The sequence below is a fragment of the Vibrio sp. 378 genome (assembly GCF_033339435.1).
The window spans coordinates 1-636 of sequence record NZ_JAWOUO010000703.1 but is presented as its reverse complement, the minus strand read 5'-3'; the positions used below and the strand labels follow the sequence as shown (position 1 = coordinate 636).

Here is a 636-nt window from a genome sequence, read left to right as displayed (position 1 = left end):
TCATAAAATGGCTTGATGTTTAAATGAACAGTTAATTTTTAGACCATATATAGCGAGATCTAAAGTAGTTCAAACAAATGTACGGTCTAACTCTTAGCTGCGAGAACAAACCACTTGGATATACGCTCAAATGAATACTTTATAAAGAAGGAAATCGCATGTTAAAAGGATTGCTGTGCATCTCAGCGGCGGCTGCTTTCGTGATGACACCAAACGCGTTGGCCCAATCAATCACCATGACCGATTTGGGTACTAACCAAGCCGTCGGTACGGTGGAATTATCAGAGAGTGACTACGGAATTGTATTCACGCCGAATCTGTCAGGAATTCCTGCCGGACTACATGGCTTTCACGTCCACGCTAACCCATCCTGTGACAGTGCAGAAAAGGACGGTAAAACCGTAGTAGGTGGCGGTGCGGGCGGCCATTACGACCCAGACAATACTGGCCAACATGGTTTTCCATGGTCCGATGGCAACCATCTTGGCGATCTGCCAGCGTTGTACGCCGACATGGAAGGAAACGCCAACCAACCGGTTTTAGCTCCGCGCCTCAAAATGTCTGATTTAAAAGGCAGAGCCTTGATGATTCATGCTGGTGGGGACAATCACTCGGATCAACCAGCCAAATTAGGTG

Annotated in this window: 1 protein-coding gene; it reads left to right on the top strand. The window is 47.0% G+C overall.

The features are described from left to right. Positions 1 to 158: 158 nt before the first annotated feature. Positions 159 to 636, top strand: a 478-nt coding sequence (locus tag R7Q48_RS28375; protein ID WP_318133659.1) for a superoxide dismutase family protein, incomplete at its 3' end; no start/stop codon positions are given.